Here is a 15,285-nt window from a genome sequence, read left to right on the forward strand (position 1 = left end):
GTGTTACTCACCCGTTCGCCACTCAACCAACCCCGAAAGGAAGGTCGCGTTCGACTTGCATGTGTTAAGCACGCCGCCAGCGTTCGTCCTGAGCCAGGATCAAACTCTCCAACAACAAACCAAAAGTCGGAAAAAAATCCAAGCAAAAAAATATAAACTCAAAAACCGCAAACAACCAGAAAACCAGACCCCAAAACACAGAGCCCACAAGCTTTCCACTGTTTAACGGGGGTAAAAACACACCAAAAAACATAAAAAGCATGACACACTGTTGAGTTCTCAAAGAACACACGCACATCTTCATCTACAACTGATTTGTTGCATCTTCCAAGGCGTACTGCTCAATTCTTTTGTACCCAGTACGGAGCGAACTTACTCGCTGCCGGATTCCAACAGAATCTCGTCAGTCGTAAGATGTTCCTAGGGCCGTCGCAAGACTTTACCCGGTTCGCTTCGCGGTGTCAACCCGCGCGCCCCGGTGGACTTGCCGACTCGATCTAGCGTACCAGACCGATCGGCCGCCCGCATTGCCTCCTGGCTCGTCCCTTTCGGGCCGTTCCGCTCGGCGCTCCGTGCGACAAGAAGAACAATACACGGGCTGGCCAACCCCGTTTTCACGGGGGGTCGGTTTTGGCGAAAACGCAGGTCAGCGCCTCATCGATAGCGCGATCGGCCGCGCGCCCGGTTTCCCCGAGCGCGAGGATCTGCATCCCGGGACCGTCGAATGGCAGTGCGGCGCACCGTCCGGTCGCGGGCGGGACCGCGACATCACCGTGACCTACGAGCACCGCGGTCGACAGGAAGCGCATCCCGGATGTGCCCGCGGGTCCGCACAGTGCCCGGTCCGCGCCATCGAGCACGGTCTCCTGATCGAGCAGCGGGGCACCGTCCACGGTGATCCGGATCCTGGTGCGCGCCGCACCACCGGGTTCTCCGTGTCTGCCGAGCGAAAGGCTCTCCCGGAAACACAGTCGGCTCGCCCCGGTCAGCGCGATCGCGAAATCCGCGCGGTAGTCCGCGTCCGCGCAGATCACGGTGTGCCCGGCGTGCCAGTTCAGGCAGGCGTCCCCGAGTTCGGCGCGCACCCGGAACCGCGCGGGGCCTGGCCCCGGCTGCACCACGGTGGCCGCGGTGGTCGCGAGCGTGAGCGGACGGCCACGGACCACGAGGGAGAGGGCGAGTTCGTCCCCACCGAGCGGACCACCGGCCGAGGCGACGAGATGGCACCGATCGGATCCGGTGCGGCGCACGGTCAGCGGCGGCTGCTCACTCCAGTGCAGCGCGCCGGGCCGGGCAGTGATCGAGGCCTCAGCGCGCACCGGGCGGCAGCCAAGCGGTGACCTGGTCGGCGATCTCGGTGGCGGCCGGTCCGGTGCGCAGCGAGCTGAACACGGTCGGCAGTTCCCCGCGCTGTTCCTTGGCATCGGCGCGCATCACCTCGAGATCCGCGCCGACGAGCTCGGCGAGGTCGATCTTGTTGATCACCAGCAGGTCCGAACGCTGTACCCCGGGTCCGCCCTTGCGCGGCACCTTGTCCCCGCCCGCGACGTCCACGACGAAGATCTGTTTGTCGATCAGGCCGTAGGAGAAGGTGGCGGTGAGGTTGTCGCCCCCGCTCTCCACGAGCACCAGATCAGGCCGGTGCTCCGCCTCGAGTTCCTCGACGAGATCCAGGTTCGCGGTGATGTCGTCCCGGATCGCGGTGTGCGGGCAGCAGCCGGTGCGCACCGCGCGGATCCGCTCGTCGGGGAGCACGCCGTTGCGGCGGAGGAATTCGGCGTCCTCCTCGGTGTAGATGTCATTGGTCACCACGGCGATCGAGTACCGCTGCCCGAGGGTGCGGCACAGCGCGGCGACCAGTGCGGTCTTCCCGCCGCCGACGGGCCCGCCGATACCGACCCGGACCGCGGTCCCGCGCGGGCGGCCGCCACCGGACGCGCCGTTGGGTGTTCCGGTCTCGTGCCCTTCACGGTGCACAGTATTGACTCCTCACTCGCTCCGCTCCTCCTTCGTCCCTCAGTCGATGCTCACTCGATCGCTGCCTCACGAGGCAAAGAGACTCACCTCCGATTGTTCGTGCAGTTGCGCGAGCACATCCGGGAACGGTGTGCTCGCCGAGGGAAGTTCGGCCGGGGTGCGCGCGGTGTTCGCGGCGCTCACCCCGAGTGCGGCGGTCTGCTCGGCGAGCGAGGCAAGCCCGGCGGAGAGCGCGGCGACCGCGAGTGGATCGAGGCCGAGCAACCGGATCGCCGCGGAGCAGGCGCCGCCGATCAGATGGTGCACGGACAGTTCGGCGGCCTGCGCCTGATCCAGTCCGGAGGCCACCGCGGCGATACCGAGCGCGATGGGCAGATGTGGCCTGCGCAGGATCTCCCATTCCGGGGCGGGCCACATCCGGGATCCGGTCCTGCGCAGGGCCGCGCCCTGGGCACGCGAGGCGGCGCGCAGGGCGGGCGAGGGGGTGCGGGCGCCGAATTCGGTGTCGAGTTCACCGATCGCGAACCCGCGCGCGGCCGCGAACGCCGCACCGACGAGACCCGCGGTGCGGATCCGCGCGCGCAGGAAGGTCTCCAGGTCGCCGACTCCGGTGAGGGTGCCGTCGCGCACCACGGCCTCGACCCCGCCGGAGTGCGTGTGTCCGCCCAGTGGTGTGCGCGCATCGGCGAGCAGCAGGGCGGCGAGCATCAGAACAGGCTGTACCGCTGGGCCAGCGGCACCTCGTCGACCGGATCCGGTTCCAGCACCTCGCCGTCGATGCGCACCTCGAAGGTGTCCGGGTGCACCTCGATGCGAGGCAGCGCGTCGTTGCCCGGCAAGTCCTGTTTGGACAGTCGCCTGGTGTCCGCGATCGGGAGCAGGGTGCGGCGCACGGCGAGCCGGTCGGTGAGTCCGGACTCCAGCGCCTGCCCGGTGACGAAGTGCACGGAGTTCGCGGGCGCGTTGCTCGCCCCGAACATCGGGCGTGGCAGCACCGGCTGCGGGGTGGGAATGGAGGCGTTCGCATCCCCGACGGCGGCGTACCCGATCTGCCCGCCCTTGAGCACCACGCTCGGCCGGATCCCGAAGAAGGCGGGCGACCACAGCACGAGATCGGCGAGCTTGCCGACCTCGACCGAACCGAGGTGTCCGGCCATGCCATGCGCGATCGCCGGGCAGATGGTGTATTTGGCGACATAGCGGCGCGCGCGGAGATTGTCGGCGTGCGCGGTGTCTCCGGACAGTGCGCCCCAGCGGCGTTTGCCGACGTGCGCGGTCTGCCAAGTCCTGCTGATCACCTCGCCGATCCGGCCCATGGCCTGTGCGTCCGAGGAGATGATCGAAAGGGCGCCCCGGTCGTGCAGTACATCCTCGGCGGCGATGGTGGAGGGGCGGATCCGGCTCTCGGCGAACGCGAGGTCTTCGGGAACGGCCGGGTTCAGGTGATGACAGACCATCAGCATGTCGAGGTGCTCGGGCACCGTGTTGACGGTGTGCGGGCGAGTCGGATTGGTGGAGCTGGGCAGCACGTTCGCCTGCCCGGCGACGGTGATGATGTCCGGAGCGTGCCCACCGCCCGCGCCCTCGGTGTGGTACGTGTGAATGGTCCGTTCACCGATCGCCGCCAAGGTGTCGGCCACGTACCCGGTCTCGTTGAGGGTGTCGGTGTGGATCGCCACCTGCGCGCCGAACTCCTCGGCCACGGTGAGCGCGGTGTCGATCGCGGCCGGGGTCGCGCCCCAGTCCTCGTGGATCTTCAATCCGCTCGCGCCCGCGCGCAGTTCTTCGCGCAGTGCCTCGGGATTCGCGGTGTTGCCCTTGCCGAGCAGCCCGATGTTCACGCAGGCGGAGTCCAGCGCCTCGAGGGTACGGGCGAGGTTCCACGGGCCGGGGGTGACCGTGGTGGCCTTGGACCCCTCCGCCGGTCCGGTGCCACCGCCGATCAGTGTGGTGACCCCGGAGGCGAGCGCCTCGGTGATCTGTTCCGGGCAGATGAAGTGCACGTGCGCGTCCACTCCGCCCGCGGTGAGGATCTTCCCATTGCCCGCGATGACCTCGGTTCCCGGACCGATGAGGATGTCCACCCCGTCCATGGTGTCCGGGTTGCCTGCCTTGCCGATCGCGGTGATGCGCCCGTCCCGCACCCCGATATCGGCCTTGATGACGCCCCAGTGGTCCAGGATCACCGCGCCGGTGATCACCAGGTCCGGTGCGCCGTCCGCACGGGTGGCCATCGCCTGGCCCATGGATTCGCGGATGACCTTGCCCCCGCCGAACACCGCCTCATCGGCCAGCTGCGGGCCGCGGCAGCGGTCTTCGGTGACTTCGATGAACAGGTTCGTGTCGCCGAGCCGGATCGCGTCCCCGGTGGTGGGGCCGTAGAGCTTGGCGTACTCTTCCCGGTTCATCGCCGCAGCCCCGGCACGATCTTGTTGCCGCGCAACGGGATCAGTTCGACGGCCAGGTCCACTCCGGGCTCGAAGCGCACCGAGGTGCCCGCCGGGATCGCGAGCCGATGCCCGGAGGCGGCGGACCGGTCGAACTCCAGGGCCGGGTTCGCGTCCGCGAAGTGGCAGTGCGAACCGACCTGGATGGGCCGGTCTCCGGTGTTGACCACGTCCAGGCTCAGCCGCTCGACGCCGGGGGCGAGCTGGAGCTCACCTTCGCCGTAACGGATCTCGCCGGGGATCACCGCGTCGCCTCACTGGATCGGATCGTGGATCGTGACGAGTTTGGTCCCGTCCGGGAACGTGGCTTCGATCTGTACGGAATCGACCATGTCCGGCACTCCCTCCATGACGTCGGCGCAGGTGAGCACCCGCTGTCCCTCGGACATGAGTTCGGCGACGCCGCGCCCGTCCCGTGCGGATTCGAGTACCCAATCCGAGAGCAGGGCCACGGCTTCCGGGTAGTTCAGCCGCAGCCCGCGCTGCCTGCGCTCCCGGGCCAGGCCCGCGGCGACGTGCAGCAGCAGCTTCTCCTGCTCGTGCGGTGGAATGAGCATCAGAAGACAGGCAATCCGGTGCGCAACTCGTAGGGTGTTACTTCGCTACGGTAACCATCCCACTCGCTGCGTTTGTTCCGCAGAAAGAACTCGTAGACGTGCTCCCCGAGCGCCTCGGCGACCAGGTCAGAGCGTTCCATCTCGGTGAGCGCCTCGCCGAGATTCTGCGGGAGCAGGTCGTATCCGGCGGCGCGGCGCTCGGCGTCGGAGAGCGACCACACATCGTCATCGGTGGCGGCGGAGAGCTCATAGCCCTCGGAGATCCCGCGCAGCCCGGCGGCGAGCAGCACGGCGTAGGCGAGGTAGGGATTGCACGCGGAATCCAGGGTGCGCACCTCGACCCGGCGCGAGGCGGCCTTGCCCGGCGAGTACATCGGCACCCGGACCAGCGCCGAGCGGTTCGCGTGCCCCCAGCACACCGCGGTCGGGGCCTCCCCACCCACGACCAGGCGCTTGTAGGAGTTCACCAGCTGATTGGTGACCGCGCTGAGTTCCTTGGCGTGCTTGAGAATCCCCGCGACGAACGCCTTCCCGGTCGGTGAGAGCTCGTACGGATCCGAGGCGTCGTAGAAGGCGTTGTGGTCGCCCTCGAACAGGCTCATGTGGGTGTGCATCCCCGAACCCGGCTGCGCGGTGAACGGTTTCGGCAGGAAGGAGGCGCGCACGCCCTGGGTGATCGCGACCTCCTTGACCACATAGCGGAAGGTCATCACGTTGTCGGCCATGGTGAGCGCGTCCGCGTAGCGCAGATCGATCTCCTGCTGGCCGGGGGCGTTCTCGTGGTGGGAGAACTCGACCGAGATGCCCATCGACTCCAGCGTCTCGATGGCCTGGCGGCGGAAATGCGTCGCGGTGGCGTGCGCCGCCTGGTCGAAGAAACCGCCGTTGTCCGCGGGTTCGGGCACGGTTCCGTCTTCCGGGAGGCTTTCCAGCAGGAAGAACTCGATCTCCGGATGCACGTAGCAGGTGAACCCGGCCTCGCTCGCCTTGGCCAGCTGACGGCGCAGCACGTGCCGGGGATCGGCCCAGGACGGGGAACCGTCCGGCATGGCGATATCGCAGAACATCCGGGCCGAGTAGTTTCCGCCGTCCGGATTCTCCCAGGGAAGCACCTGAAAAGTGGACGGGTCCGGTTTGAGCACCATGTCGGATTCATAGGCGCGGGCGAACCCTTCGATCGCCGAACCGTCGAACCCGATCCCCTCCGCGAAGGCGCCCTCCAGCTCGGCGGGGGCGACCGCGACGGACTTGAGGAACCCGAGCACATCGGTGAACCACAAGCGCACGAACCGGATGTCGCGCTCCTCGAGGGTGCGCAGTACGAATTCCTGCTGGCGATCCATGTCCGGCAGCGTAGGGACGGCTTGTTAACGCCGTGTTTCGCACGCTGCGGGATTGCGCTAACGAGCGACGGAAGGGTAATACTTCGCGCGGGTAATTGACAGTACTGAGGGAGCCCCCGTTGGCAAAGCTCAACTCGGATCAGCGGAACTCGTTCATCGCCGCGCAGCTCGGCTGGACGATGGACGCGTTCGACTACTTCATCGTGGTGTTCGTCTACGCGAAGATCGCGGCCGATTTCGACATGTCGAAGGCCCAGGTCGCGTTCATCACCACGGCGACGCTGATCATGCGACCGATCGGGGCCCTGCTGTTCGGGCTGTGGGCGGACCGGGTGGGCCGCAGAATCCCGCTGATGGTCGACGTGATCATGTACTCGGCCGTCGGTTTCCTGTGCGCCTTCGCGCCCAACTTCACGGTGCTGGTGGTGCTGCGGATGATCTACGGCATCGGGATGGGCGGTGAATGGGGGCTCGGCGCCGCGCTGGCCATGGAGAAGGTGCCCGGGGAACGGCGCGGGTTCTTCTCGGGACTGCTCCAGGCCGGGTACTCCTGCGGTTATCTGCTCGCCGCGGTGGCCAATCTGCTGCTCGTGGACCTGGCCGGGCTCTCCTGGCGCTGGGTGTTCGCGCTGTCCATCGTCCCCGCGCTGATCAGCCTGATCATCCGGGCACGGGTGAAGGAATCGGATGTCTGGGAGAAGGCCCAGCAGAAGATGAAGGTCACCAAGACCCGGATGCGCGATGTGCTGACCAACGGGAAAGTGGTGCGCCGGTTCATCTACCTGATGCTGCTGATGACCGCGTTCAACTGGTTCTCACACGGCACCCAGGACGTGTACCCGAGCTTCCTTTCGGCGCACGAGAACGGCGGCGCCGGGCTGCCCGAGGTGACCGGGACCTGGATCGCGATCGTGTACAACATCGGCGCGATCATCGGCGGGGCGATCTTCGGCTGGGTTTCGGAGAAGGTCGGCCGCCGGTACACGATCATCTTCTGCTCGCTGCTGGCGATGCCGATCATCCCGATCTTCGCGGTGGACCGCGGCGCGGGCATGCTCGCGCTCGGTTCCTTCCTGATGCAGGTGTTCGTGCAGGGCGCATGGGGCGTGATCCCGGCGCACCTGACCGAGATGTCCCCGGACGTGATCCGCGGCTTCTACCCCGGTGTCACTTATCAGCTGGGCAATCTGCTCGCCGCGCTGAACCTGCCGCTGCAGGAATGGCTGGCCGGCGAGATCGGTTACACGAACGCGCTGATGATCACCGTGATCGTGGTGAGCGTGGCGATCGCGATCCTGACCTTCTTCGGCAAGGAGGCGAAGGGGGTCAAGTTCGGCACGGACGAGACCGCCGTGACTCCCGCCGCCGCGAAGACGTGATCCAAGAGCACGTCCGGGGGCTTCATGTCCTGCTGCGCGGGGCCAGCGCGGCGCCTCGCTGCGTTGTCGTCAATCACCGCAGAAACCCGCTGCGGCTCAATCCTCCGCCTTGCCGATCTCGGGCGCGGGCGTCCCGCAGGACACCGTCACGCTGGCTCCCGCTCGCGACGGACGAGAGCCCCCGGACGCACTCAGCGACAGCACCGTGGCCACCGCGCACAGTCCGGCGGCGAGGTACCAGGCCAGGTCGTAGCTGCCCGCGGCGTCCCGGATGATCGCGGCTCCCTCCGCGGCCAGCGCGGCGCCGACCTGGTGCGAGGCGAACACCCAGCCGAACACGATCGGGCCCTTCTCCGCGCCGAACCACTGGCGGCACAGCGCGACGGTGGGCGGCACCGTGGCCACCCAGTCCAGGCCGTAGAAAATGATGAAGGCCCACATCGGCGGCTGGGTGCTCGGTGCGAACAGGCCGGGAAGCAGCGCCAGCGAAACCCCGCGCAACAGGTAGTAGGCGGCGAGCAGCAACCGGGAATCGACCCGGTCGGTGAGCCAGCCCGAGCACACCGTGCCCGCGATGTCGAAGATGCCGACCAGCGCGAGCAGTCCGGCCGCCGTGGTCGGTGGCATGCCGTGATCGTGCGCCGCGGGCACGAAATGCGTCTGCACCAGTCCGTTCGTGGTCGCCCCGCAGATGGCGAAGCCGCCGGCGAGCATCCAGAAGGTCCTGGTGCGCACGGCCTCGCCGAGCACCCGCAGCGCCCGCACCGCGGCACCGGATGTGCGCGCGGGCCGGGGCCGCGGTTCGGTGGCGCCGTAGGCGAGGGCGCCCACATCCTCGGGGTGATCGCGCAGCAGCACGAGCACCACCGGAACCACGACGAGCGCGGCCCCGGCGATCAGCAGCGTGGCGGCCCGCCAGCCCTGGTGCGCGGCCAGGCTCGCCATCAGTGGGAGGAACACCAGCTGACCGGCCGCGCTCGCCGCGGTGAGCACTCCGCTGACCACCCCGCGGTGGCGCACGAACCACCTGCTGGTCAGCGTGGCCACGAAGGCCAGCGCCATGGATCCGGTGCCAACGCCGATGAGCAGTCCCCAGCACAGCAGCAGTTGCCAGCTCGCCGTCATGAACACGCTGAGCCCACTGCCCGCGGCCACCAGCAGCAGGGCGGTGCTGACCACCCTGCGCATGCCGAAGCGTTCCATCAACGCGGCGGCGAACGGCGAGAATCCGCCGTAGAGCAGCATGTTCACCGAGACCGCGCTGGAGATCGTGGAATGCGACCAGCCGAACTCGGCGTGGATGGGTTCGATGAGCACCCCGGGCGCGGAACGGAATCCGGCGGCCCCGACGAGCGCGATGAACCCGGCGATCGCCACCATCCAGGCCCAGTGTGGCCGTTTCGTCTTGGCAGGCACGGGTGGCGCGGGCGGCGAGGACTTTGTCTGCGTCACGGCGCCGATTCTCGGTTGCGTGGGCACCCGGCGCGAGTGGCGAAATCGCCAATATGTGTGAAGATCGTGCCATGACCGTGCCTGCCCCGCACCGCGTCGCCGTCCTCGCGATCCCGGACACCATCGGCTATGACCTCACCATCCCCACTCAGGTGTTCGGTACCGCGCGAGGCGCGGGCGGCGAGCGGCTGTACGAGGTCACGGTGTGCGGGGTCAGCGATACCTCCCCGGTGCCGACGACCTCGGGTTTCGGCATCGTGCCCGCGGCCGGTCCGGAGGCGATCGAGCAGGCGGACACCGTGATCGTGCCCGGGACCGACTCCCGGGGACCGCGCAATGAAGGGGTGCTCTATCCGCCATTGGCCGCCGCGCTGGACCGGATCCCGGACACCGCGCGGGTCATGTCCATCTGCACCGGGGCCTTCGTGCTCGGGGCTTCCGGGCGCCTCGACGGACGGCGCGCCACCACCCACTGGTCGCACACCACGCGGTTCCGCGAGCTCTATCCCGCGGTGCTACTGGACGATTCGGTGCTCTACGTGGACGAGGGTGACCTGCTCAGCTCGGCGGGGCTGGCCGCGGGCAACGACCTGTGCCTGCACGTGCTGCGCCGGGATCACGGCGCCGAGGTCGCCAATGCCGTCGCGCGCTACTGCGTGGTCCCGCCGTGGCGCGCCGGTGGCCAGGCGCAGTTCATCGAGAAGCCGGTACCCGAACCGTGCGGGAGCACCGCGACCACCAGGGCCTGGGCGCTCGCCCGGCTCGAGTCCGCGCTGAGCCTCACCGAACTCGCCGCGCACGCACACCTGAGCACCCGCACCTTCGCGCGCCGGTTCCACGAGGAGACCGGGATGTCTCCGCGCGCCTGGCTGATCCAGCAGCGGGTGCACTACGCGCGCAGGCTGCTCGAGACGAGCGGGCACAGCGTGGAAGAGATCGCGCGGCGCAGCGGGCTCGGTTCGGCGGCCACGCTGCGGCACCACTTCGGCGCGCAGCTCGGCATCGCACCACTGGCCTATCGGCGCACGTTTACGCCCTCGGCGTAGGGACCGGCACGTTCCTCGATCCGGTCCCGCTCGGTGTGCATTCGCCAGTACCGTTCGGCGAGCTCATCCGGATCCAGACGCCCAGTGGCGGGAACACCCGAGGAATCGAACTGTGCGGCGACATCGCTGCGCCCGACGACACCCCCGATCAGCAGGGCAGCCAGATGCACTCCGTGCTCGGCCAGCGCACCGTGCGCGGCGTGGATGTAATTGCGCAGCCCGGCGCCCGCGATGCCGTAGCCGCCGAGTTCGGCCATCGGCAGGGCCGCCGAGGCACCGAGTCCGTGCAGCACGGTGCGCGCACCACCCTCGATCAGCAGCCTGCTCAGCGAGTGTGGGGCAAGCAGGGCACCGTTCATGGCGGCGAGCAGATTCTCCGTGTCCACCTCGAGCACCGGGCGGACGAGTCCGGGGTCGAGCAGGCCGTGCAGCACGGCGACATCCACCGGGCCGAGCTCGGCGAGCAGGCCTTCGTGGGTGGCGCGATCGGCCAGATCGGCGGGATGCGCGTCCGCCTCGATCCCCTTGGCGCGCAGTTCGCGGGCGAATCCGTCCAGGCGTTCGGCTCGCCTGGCGAGCAGGGTGACCGCGAATCCCTCCCGCCCGAACCGGCGCCCCGTGGCGAGACCCAGCCCGGGACCGGCACCGAACACCGCAAGCCTCGGTGACATGACCACCTCCATAAGTTGAGTTCATCTTCAACTTATGAAGCTACGCCGAAGTTGAGGGAGTTTTCAACTTCGGCGTAGGCTCGGGCCCCATGCGAAAGGACGCGGCGCGCAACCGGGAACTGCTCATCGAGGCTGCGAAGACCGTGTTCGCCACGCGCGGGCTCCATGTGGCGCTGGACGAGATCGCGCGCACCGCCGGGGTCTCGATCGGCACGTTGTACAACCGGTTCCCGACCAGGAACGAGCTCGTGGCCGCGGTGTACGCGGAGACCTTCGAACGGAGCGCACGACTGGCCAAGCGCTGCCTAGAGGTCGCCGATCCGTGGGAGGCTTTCGTCCGCTATCTACGCGGTACCTGTGAGCTCCAGATCGTCGATCGCGGGTACGCGCAGGTGTGCAGCCGCGATTTCGGTGCGGGTTCGGCTATCGAGTCCGCCAAACACGCGGCCATCGCGAGCACCGAACAGCTCGTGGCACGCACCAAGGACAGCGGCCTGCTGCGCGCCGACTTCGAACTCCGCGATATGGCGCTGACGATCCTGGCCACCGCCTCGGTCGGGCAGGTCTCGGGCGCGCGCGAGGATTGGGAGCGGCTGCTCAACCTGCTGCTGGACGCGTTCCGCGCCTGATCAGCCCGGGCAGCGGGTGCCTTCCGGCGGGAGCTTTTTCGTGACGAGGTAGTCGCTCGCCGCCTTGTCGATGCACTTGTCGCCCTGCAGGAACGCGGTGTGCTGGGTGCCCTCGTTGGTGAGCAGCCCGCCGCCGAGCGCCTTGGCAAGGTTGACCCCGGCCTGGTACGGCGTCGCCGGGTCGTTGGTGGTGGAGATGGTCAGCGTGGGCGCGACCCCGGCGACCTTGGGCGTCGCGGGCAGCGGATTCGCCTTGACCTTCCAGAACGCGCAGGCATCCAGTTCCCCGGTCGCCGGTTTTCCGTCGTCCAGGAACGGCGCGACCTTATCGGCTTCCCCTTCGGCCGTTTTGAGTTTGTTCCGATCGGTTTCGCGTGGATCGTCGAGACAATGCACGGCCATGTTCGCGTCCTGGGTCGTGGAATACTTCCCGCTCGGATACCGCTCCTCGTACATATCGGCGAGTGCCATGAGCACCCGGCCGTTTCCTTCCCGCAGCTGACCGAGCCCCATGTTCAGCGGCTGCCAGAACTGCTTGCTGTACAAGGCTTGGGTGACCCCGGTGGTCGCGTCGTCGTAGGTGAGCTCGCGTCCGTCGGCCAACCGGATCGGGTGTCCGATCAGGCCACGGGTGAGGTCCTGGAATTGTTTGGTCGCCCCGTTCGGATCCTTTCCGACCGCGCATTGCTGCTGTTGCGCGCACCAGGCCGAGAATTTGTCGAATGCCTCCTGGAATCCTTTTCGCTGGGCGATCACCGAGGTCAGCTGTTCCTGATCGGGATCGACCGCGCCGTCGAGCACCATCGCGCGCACGTTCTTCGGGAACTGTTCGGCATAGGCCGATCCGATCCGGGTGCCGTAGGAAAAACCGGCGTAAGTGAGCTGCTTGTCCCCGAGCGCGGACCGCAGCACGTCCATGTCCTTGACGACGTCCCTGGTGCCCATGTGGGCGAGCATGTCGGCGCCGTCCGTGGTGCGCTCGGCGCATTTGTCCGCGTAGTCGCGCTGCTGTGCCTCGTTCTTCGCGACCCCGGCGGGCGAGGTGTCCAGATCGGCGTCCTCGGCGCGCTGCCGGTCCCGTTCCGCACCGGTCAGGCAGCTGATCCGGGGCTCGCTCGCCCCGATACCGCGCGGATCGAAGCCGACCAGGTCGAAGCGCTTGCCGAGCTCATTGCCCGCGGCCTGTTTGGCCAGCGAGGCCGCGGCCTCCATCCCGGAGACGCCCGGGCCGCCCGGGTTGGTCAGCAGCGAGCCGATCCGCTGTCCGGTCGCCGGGCGGCGCAGCAGGCCGAGGCTGATCTTCTTCCCGTCCGGCTTCGCGTAGTCGAGCGGTACCTGCAGGCGCGCACACTGCAGGTCGGAGGCGGCGAACGCCTGGCCGGCGGTCGGCGAGCTCGCGTACGGCGCACAGGCACCCCAGCGCAGCGACTGGCCGTAGTAGGCGCCGAGCCCGGCGGGCACCGAACCGGCTGGCCCCTTCGACTCGGTGACGGTCCGCTGCCCGGGAGCCTGTTCGCTGCCCGCGGAGCAGCCGGTCACCAGCAGCAGCATGGCGGCGACGAGGCACAAAGCGTTACGCACCCGTCCGATCCTCCCACCCCCTCCCGTGTGACCGACGTTGCGTGTGGTCGCGCACGGCGATGACGGACAATGGCGGCATGCCGAAGCTGCGCATCGCCATGGCCCAGACCAACCCGTGCGTCGGGGACCTCGAGGGCAACGCCGCACAGGTGCTCGACTGGTCGCGCAAGGCCGCCGAGCGGGGGGCGCATCTCGTCGTGTTCGGTGAGCTGGCGCTTGCCGGTTACCCGGTGGAGGACCTCGCGCTGCGGGAGACCTTCGTGACCGCCTCGGCGCGCCGCATCGAACGGCTGGCCACCGAGCTCGAGGAGGCGGGCTGCGGGGAGCTGGCCGTGCTCGCCGGTTACCTGGACAGCGACGCCGAAGGGGTGCGCAACGCGGTGGCCGTGCTGCACCGCGGCGCGATCGTGGCCCGGCAGTTCAAACACCACCTGCCCAACTACGGGGTGTTCGACGAGCGCCGCTACTTCGCCAAGGGCACCGGTCTGGACATCCTGCGGCTGCACGGCCTGGAGATCGGCATGGCGATCTGCGAGGACCTCTGGCACGCCGGCGGGCCGCTCGCCGCGCTGCGCGAGGCCGGGGTGGACCTGGTGGTCATCCCGAACGCCTCACCGTACGAGCGGAACAAGGACGACGCCCGGTTCGAGCTGGTCGCCCGCCGTGCCCGCGAGACCGGGGCGGCGCTGGCCTACTGCAATCTGGTCGGCGGGCAGGACGACCTGGTCTTCGACGGGGACTCGATGATCGTGGACGCCGAGGGCTCGCTGGTCTCCCGCGCCCCGCAGTTCGTGGAGCACCTGCAGCTGCTCGACCTGGACCTGCCCGGCGGGGCGGCGCGCACCGGGGGACCGGTCGCCGGGTTCGAGACCCGCCGGATCACGCTCGGCGCCGAACCGCTCCCCGACTATCCCAGCGAGCACGGGCCGTTCATCGCCGAACCGCTCGGTGACGAGGCCGAGGTGTGGTCCGCGCTGGTCACCGGCCTGCGCGACTACGCGCACAAGAACGGTTTCCGCTCGGTGGTCTTCGGGTTCTCCGGCGGGATCGATTCCTCGGTGTGCGCGGCGCTGACCGCGGACGCGCTGGGCGCGGACGCGCTCCACGGGGTGTCCATGCCCTCGGTGTACTCCTCGGAGCACTCCCGCTCGGATGCCGAGGAACTCGCCGAGCGCATCGGCTGCCACTTCCGCACGGTGCCCATCGCCGCGATGGTCGCCGACTACGTGGGCACCCTCGGGCTGACCGGGCTCGCCGAGGAGAACGTGCAGGCCCGCTGCCGGGGAACGCTGGTCATGGCACTGTCCAATCAGGAGGGTCACCTGGTGCTCGCGCCGGGGAACAAGACCGAGCTCTCGGTCGGCTACTCCACGATGTACGGGGACGCGGTCGGCGGATTCGCCCCGATCAAGGATGTGCCCAAGACTCTGGTGTGGCAGCTGGCGAAATGGCGCAACGCGGAGGCGGAGAAACGCGGCGAGACCGCGCCGATCCCGCCGAACTCGATCGAGAAGCCACCGTCCGCGGAACTCCGGCCCGGTCAGCAGGACACCGACTCGCTGCCGCCGTACGAGGTGCTCGACCGGATCCTCGCCGACTACGTGGAAGGCGACCGTGGCTACGCGGAGATCCTCGCGGCCGGGTTCGATCCGGAACTGGTGAACAAGGTGATCCGGCTGGTCGACCGGGCCGAGTACAAGCGCCGCCAGTACCCGCCGGGCACGAAGGTCTCGGCCAAGGCCTTCGGCCGGGACCGCCGGCTCCCGCTGACCTCGGCCTGGCGCGAGGGTTAGGAGCGGGTCTGAGGGCTCTCGTCGGTGTCGAAGCCGGTCTGCGCGCCGCGTGAGCCCCGCTTCGCCGCGGCCCGCTGCCATTCGGAGAGCCCGAAGAACAGCATTCCGCCGACCGTGCCGTAGAGCGTCACCCAGAACCATTCGCCCCGCTCACCGAGGACGCAGAGCACGAGAAAGGCCACGAGCCAGGCGCCGATCCCGATGAACGCGACCGGTCGCAGATCGGTCAGCTTCCTCGGTAACGGTGGCACCGGTGCGAGCTCGGGCGCATCCCGTTCGCTAGCGTCAGACACGTCTAGCAGCATAGAGGTTGCGCGGATGGGGCTGTCGTCGCGAGCGGGAGTCAGCTCGGCGGTGTCCTGCGGGACACCCGCGCCCGAGATCGCAAGGCGAAGGATCGAGTCATAGCG

The 15,285-nt window shown here is 68.5% G+C and carries 15 protein-coding genes and 1 rRNA gene; 4 read left to right on the forward strand and 12 right to left on the reverse strand.

Translation table 11 applies throughout. The features are described from left to right. The 8 genes from A37U_RS0139110 to glnA form a co-directional block, all read right to left on the reverse strand. A 16S ribosomal RNA gene (locus A37U_RS0139110) occupies positions 1–115 on the reverse strand; the annotation flags it as partial. A 499-nt stretch (positions 116–614) separates the two neighbouring features. After that, a complete protein-coding gene (locus A37U_RS48955; protein ID WP_020502098.1) occupies positions 615–1,319 on the reverse strand; it encodes an urease accessory protein UreD in 705 nt (234 codons plus the stop codon). Then, positions 1,309–1,977 carry an urease accessory protein UreG gene (gene ureG, locus A37U_RS0139120; RefSeq protein ID WP_020502099.1) on the reverse strand — a complete coding sequence of 223 codons (669 nt, stop codon included), beginning with the start codon at positions 1,975–1,977 and terminating at the stop codon, positions 1,309–1,311. Before ureG ends, A37U_RS48955 begins: the two co-directional genes overlap by 11 nt. Before the next feature lie 66 nt (positions 1,978–2,043). Continuing rightward, positions 2,044–2,685: an urease accessory protein UreF gene (locus A37U_RS0139125; RefSeq protein WP_020502100.1), complete on the reverse strand. Its 642-nt coding sequence runs from the start codon at positions 2,683–2,685 to the stop codon at positions 2,044–2,046. Further along, positions 2,685–4,385, reverse strand: coding sequence for an urease subunit alpha (locus A37U_RS0139130; protein WP_020502101.1), 1,701 nt, complete (start codon positions 4,383–4,385; stop codon positions 2,685–2,687). Before A37U_RS0139130 ends, A37U_RS0139125 begins: the two co-directional genes overlap by 1 nt. Continuing rightward, positions 4,382–4,669, reverse strand: a complete 288-nt coding sequence (locus A37U_RS0139135) for an urease subunit beta (protein WP_020502102.1) — start codon at positions 4,667–4,669, stop codon at positions 4,382–4,384. Before A37U_RS0139135 ends, A37U_RS0139130 begins: the two co-directional genes overlap by 4 nt. Before the next feature lie 9 nt (positions 4,670–4,678). Then, on the reverse strand, positions 4,679–4,981 hold the full coding sequence (locus tag A37U_RS0139140) for an urease subunit gamma (RefSeq protein ID WP_020502103.1): 303 nt from the start codon (positions 4,979–4,981) through the stop codon (positions 4,679–4,681). Continuing rightward, positions 4,981–6,324, reverse strand: a complete 1,344-nt coding sequence (gene glnA / locus A37U_RS0139145; protein WP_020502104.1) for a type I glutamate--ammonia ligase — start codon at positions 6,322–6,324, stop codon at positions 4,981–4,983. The genes A37U_RS0139140 and glnA overlap by 1 nt, the downstream gene beginning before the upstream one ends. 119 nt (positions 6,325–6,443) lie before the next feature. Here glnA and A37U_RS0139150 point away from each other — a divergent pair, with 119 nt between their 5' ends. Continuing rightward, complete coding sequence (locus tag A37U_RS0139150) at positions 6,444–7,703, forward strand: MFS transporter (protein WP_020502105.1); 1,260 nt, start codon at positions 6,444–6,446, stop codon at positions 7,701–7,703. 96 nt (positions 7,704–7,799) lie between these two features. Here A37U_RS0139150 and A37U_RS0139155 read toward each other — a convergent pair whose 3' ends face one another. Next, positions 7,800–9,083 (reverse strand): MFS transporter, encoded by a 1,284-nt coding sequence (locus A37U_RS0139155; RefSeq protein ID WP_020502106.1) that lies wholly within the window; start codon positions 9,081–9,083, stop codon positions 7,800–7,802. Between the two features lie 143 nt (positions 9,084–9,226). On the opposite strand from A37U_RS0139155, the gene A37U_RS0139160 reads away from it, so the two are divergent. After that, on the forward strand, positions 9,227–10,201 hold the full coding sequence (locus A37U_RS0139160; RefSeq protein ID WP_020502107.1) for a GlxA family transcriptional regulator: 975 nt from the start codon (positions 9,227–9,229) through the stop codon (positions 10,199–10,201). Here the strand turns inward: A37U_RS0139160 and A37U_RS0139165 are convergent. Continuing rightward, entirely contained in the window at positions 10,171–10,872 is a 702-nt protein-coding gene (locus A37U_RS0139165; protein ID WP_157183321.1) for an SDR family NAD(P)-dependent oxidoreductase, read from the reverse strand. The two genes, A37U_RS0139160 and A37U_RS0139165, sit on opposite strands and share 31 nt — an antisense overlap. An 89-nt stretch (positions 10,873–10,961) precedes the next feature. Between A37U_RS0139165 and A37U_RS47630 the strand changes: the two genes are divergently transcribed. Continuing rightward, positions 10,962–11,501 (forward strand): TetR/AcrR family transcriptional regulator, encoded by a 540-nt coding sequence (locus A37U_RS47630; protein ID WP_020502109.1) that lies wholly within the window; start codon positions 10,962–10,964, stop codon positions 11,499–11,501. Here A37U_RS47630 and A37U_RS0139175 read toward each other — a convergent pair whose 3' ends face one another. Beyond that, a complete protein-coding gene (locus tag A37U_RS0139175) occupies positions 11,502–13,052 on the reverse strand; it encodes an alpha/beta hydrolase (RefSeq protein WP_040590049.1) in 1,551 nt (516 codons plus the stop codon). It abuts the gene before it with no gap. Positions 13,053–13,159: 107 nt separating this feature from the next. On the opposite strand from A37U_RS0139175, the gene A37U_RS0139180 reads away from it, so the two are divergent. Next, a complete protein-coding gene (locus A37U_RS0139180; RefSeq protein WP_026198082.1) occupies positions 13,160–14,875 on the forward strand; it encodes an NAD+ synthase in 1,716 nt (571 codons plus the stop codon). On the opposite strand, the gene A37U_RS0139185 is transcribed toward A37U_RS0139180, so the two are convergent. Further along, complete coding sequence (locus tag A37U_RS0139185) at positions 14,872–15,168, reverse strand: DUF2530 domain-containing protein (RefSeq protein WP_240437820.1); 297 nt, start codon at positions 15,166–15,168, stop codon at positions 14,872–14,874. The two genes, A37U_RS0139180 and A37U_RS0139185, sit on opposite strands and share 4 nt — an antisense overlap. Positions 15,169–15,285 lie beyond the last annotated feature (117 nt).

It is taken from the genome of Sciscionella marina DSM 45152 (assembly GCF_000379465.1).
Classification (GTDB): domain Bacteria; phylum Actinomycetota; class Actinomycetes; order Mycobacteriales; family Pseudonocardiaceae; genus Sciscionella; species Sciscionella marina.